At 52.3% G+C, this 3,042-nt stretch carries 4 protein-coding genes; all 4 read right to left on the bottom strand.

Translation table 11 applies throughout. The annotated features are described in order from the left end of the window. Positions 1-610: 610 nt before the first annotated feature. Positions 611-937: a DUF3768 domain-containing protein gene (locus DFK10_RS16115; protein ID WP_109390056.1), complete on the bottom strand. Its 327-nt coding sequence runs from the start codon at positions 935-937 to the stop codon at positions 611-613. Continuing rightward, the gene (locus tag DFK10_RS16575; RefSeq protein WP_217810198.1) at positions 934-1,365 is read right to left on the bottom strand and encodes a hypothetical protein; all 432 of its coding nucleotides are present in this window, start codon (positions 1,363-1,365) and stop codon (positions 934-936) included. Before DFK10_RS16575 ends, DFK10_RS16115 begins: the two co-directional genes overlap by 4 nt. A 253-nt stretch (positions 1,366-1,618) precedes the next feature. Then, the gene (locus DFK10_RS16105) at positions 1,619-2,323 is read right to left on the bottom strand and encodes an AAA family ATPase (protein WP_109390055.1); all 705 of its coding nucleotides are present in this window, start codon (positions 2,321-2,323) and stop codon (positions 1,619-1,621) included. Positions 2,324-2,393: 70 nt separating this feature from the next. Next, positions 2,394-2,903 carry a hypothetical protein gene (locus tag DFK10_RS16100; RefSeq protein ID WP_146193300.1) on the bottom strand — a complete coding sequence of 170 codons (510 nt, stop codon included), beginning with the start codon at positions 2,901-2,903 and terminating at the stop codon, positions 2,394-2,396. Positions 2,904-3,042: the final 139 nt, after the last annotated feature.

Below are 3,042 nucleotides of genomic sequence, written 5' to 3'. Positions count from 1 at the left end.
CGCATCCACGATCACAAAATCAACAGGCTCGATGAGCTTCTGCCGTGGAACTGGGCGCCCATGTCAGAGGCGGCGCCCAAGACCGAAGCCGCCTGAGGCCGCAAGGCGGTTCAAACCGGGCGGTTACAATGGTTGGCCGGGAACGCTCGGCGAAAAGTGACACGGGTGACAACCTCACTAGAGTACCGTGATGATACAGGACAGCCCTGCTGTGTGGGTCCTGTATTTGCGTGGTAGCCAGTAATAGAGATGATCGCAAAACCTGCTCTTCCCAATTTTGGGTTTGGTTACACAGCCTGGTGCGCGACTGCAGACCGCAGCGATGCGCTTTTAGACCGACGCCTCAATAGGCGTTGGTCTGATGGCTCATTGCAGTCCCTAAAAGAAAATATTCATTCACGTGTTTCACCACTTCCGTTTGAGCGATTTCGATGTGAAACAACATGCGGTGACGATCAGTTAGGCGCAGCGATAGCAAGCACGAACAGATCGAACAGCACACAGATGCGACGCAGATGTGTTATCTCGTTGAAACTGCGTTATCATTTAGGCCAGACGAATGGCGTGGATGAACAGATGACCGCAAATGACCTGTTCGAATGAGGTCATTTCAGTATTCCTCGGCCAGCATAACAGTTAAGACCCGAGCTGTGACAGCTGGATCGCTTGCGTCAGGCGAGTGCATCTGCAGGTCCACGTCGTAATAGCTGAATTGCCAAAACACCTGAACCTTGCCCAAATGGAAAGCGCCAAAGTCGTGCTCCCCATATGGATCGTTGTCGGCGGTGAATTCATTGAACAGTTGCACTGCCCGCAGCACAGCATCTACATCGTCCAGTGCCTGTATGCCCGGAGTGATGAAGACCCGGCAGCCCGTGAATGTTTGCCGCGCCAGATCGTTCAATTTGCGAATGCGATCTGTGTGGTCCTCTGTCATTTGGCCGCCCGCTTGCGTTCAGCCGCACGAGCAATGGCTTGATCCAACTCACCTGCTTGAGCTGCCGCGCGAAATGCATCCAGCACAGCGCCGACCAGTTCCAGCTTGCTGACGAACGCCGCGTTGTTCTTGCCATCCATCAACAGCACGCGAGCGCCATAGCGGCATTGCACATACCAACCGTGGTCTTGCTCGAAAAACCAAGGTTTGACCTGCCGCTGTGTTTTGACCTGCACACGTTCGCCCTGTTCGTTGGTGATCCATTTGGCGTGCTGCTTGGTGTGGGTTTCGCCTTTGATTGCTGCGGCGAGTACCAGTTTCTGTTCGTCCAGTGCCGCTACCAGCTTGTTGCGTCGATCCTGTTTCGGGTCTTTGACGGCTCCTACACGTTCGACAGTTTTGAAAGATAGCTTGCTCAGTTGGGTCACGCGCTTGCTCCTGTGTTTGCGGTACAGTGCAAGCGTATGGTCTCCCCAAGTTGGTGGTCGACCGAAAATCAATTATTTTCAATGCGTTGAGGGAATCGGCGCAGAACACAGATCAAAAAACACAGAGTTTAAAACACAGTGTTTCGACAACAGTGTTTGACGAGAGTGTTTCGCCAACAGCGTTTGAACACGGCATCGTCGCGCGCCTGTTCACAAAAAAAGGGGCAGACTGTGATGCCTGCCCCAATCGGTTTTATTTGCTAGGTTTAGAAGATACTACCTGCAAGCTGGGCTTGGGCGGCTGCGGCGGCGTGCCTTGCCGTAGCTGCTCGATGCCTTCTTCCAACAAAGGCAGCATATCGCGTATGTCGCCTGTGAATGTGCTCAGCAGCACCTGCAGGTCTTGCGTGCTGACCGTAAAGCCTTCCTGCTGCACAATAGCTTGCGCACGTGGCAAACAGTCTTTCAAACTGGGAGGTGCCAGTTCCACTCGCTCAAACAGGCTTTGCAAGGGGCCCATTATTTTCTGCTTCACCCCCTGCACACCGGGTTGCTCGTTTGTGGTGACAACCAAGTTGATCCACTTGTAATCGTCCATCCACGAGCGAAACTTTGGCTGGTCTTGCTCTGCAATTTCATCGAACTCATTAATCAGCAACAACGCCTCTCCGCATGCAAATTGTAGCATATTCGCAACGTTCAATAGCTTCTTAAAATCGGCTGGTTTTAGATCAGCGCCGTTAAACTCCTCAATCGCCCCGTCATAGCCAGCAGCATGATAGCGTTCGCGCACGATCACCCGTGCTGTGGTTGTTTTTGCTGTGCCAGGCGGTCCCCAAAGCATCAAAGGCTTGTAAGGCTTGCCTGTTGCATAGCGCTGGCAGGTTGCCTGCGCAGCTTTGTCCGCAAATATCAGTTCAGCAACTGTTTGCGGTTCGTATTTGTCTTCAAATGTCATATGTTTCTCCTGTTAAATGTTAAGTGCACGCAAAGCGCAAAAGCCCTGCGTGCACTGTTTTTGCTAAAATTTACGCTGCTGTTTTGTTTGCAAGCACGCGTGCAGCAAACTGCTTAACATTTGCTGTTTTGCGCTGCTTTACATCGTCCAGCGTGTCTTTGCTTGCTGCCTTTGTTTGCTGCTCGTCAAGCTCCTTGCCCATTACAGCAAGTGCATTGTCCACCAGCGCACGCTTGTTGCTGCCATACACAACCTTACCGTTGCCGTTTCTGTCGCAGTGCACCAGCGCAACCATGTAGTCCGTGTCGTTTTCGCTGTCGCTCAGCATATAGTTGTGCAAGCCAAACGTCGCCAAAGCGTGCTCACCTGTCAGTGCATTTGCAGCAATGTCCCTGTAGTCATCCGCTGTCAGCTTGTTTGCTTGCGTGTTGCTTGCTGTGCGCCGCACGTTTTCAATGCCACCACGCTCAATTACAAAGTTTGTCAGCGTTTGCGTGTCGCTGCGCTCGTCAAACCAAACCTTAAGCACACGTGCGTAAGCATATTCCCTGTTGCTTTCCTGTCCAAAAACAACACGCACAATTTTAAGCGCCGAGTTATGCCCGAAAGTTGGTGATGGCCTGAAGTAGGCGGCATATCATGGCGGTGTTGAAAGACGCCGTCGATCTCACAGAGAAAGGATATGCCACCATGGCCAAATCTACCGTTGTCCCGTTCGA

This window comes from Salibaculum griseiflavum (assembly GCF_003129565.1).
GTDB lineage: Bacteria > Pseudomonadota > Alphaproteobacteria > Rhodobacterales > Rhodobacteraceae > Salibaculum > Salibaculum griseiflavum.
This window is presented reverse-complemented; position numbering and strand designations above follow the sequence as displayed.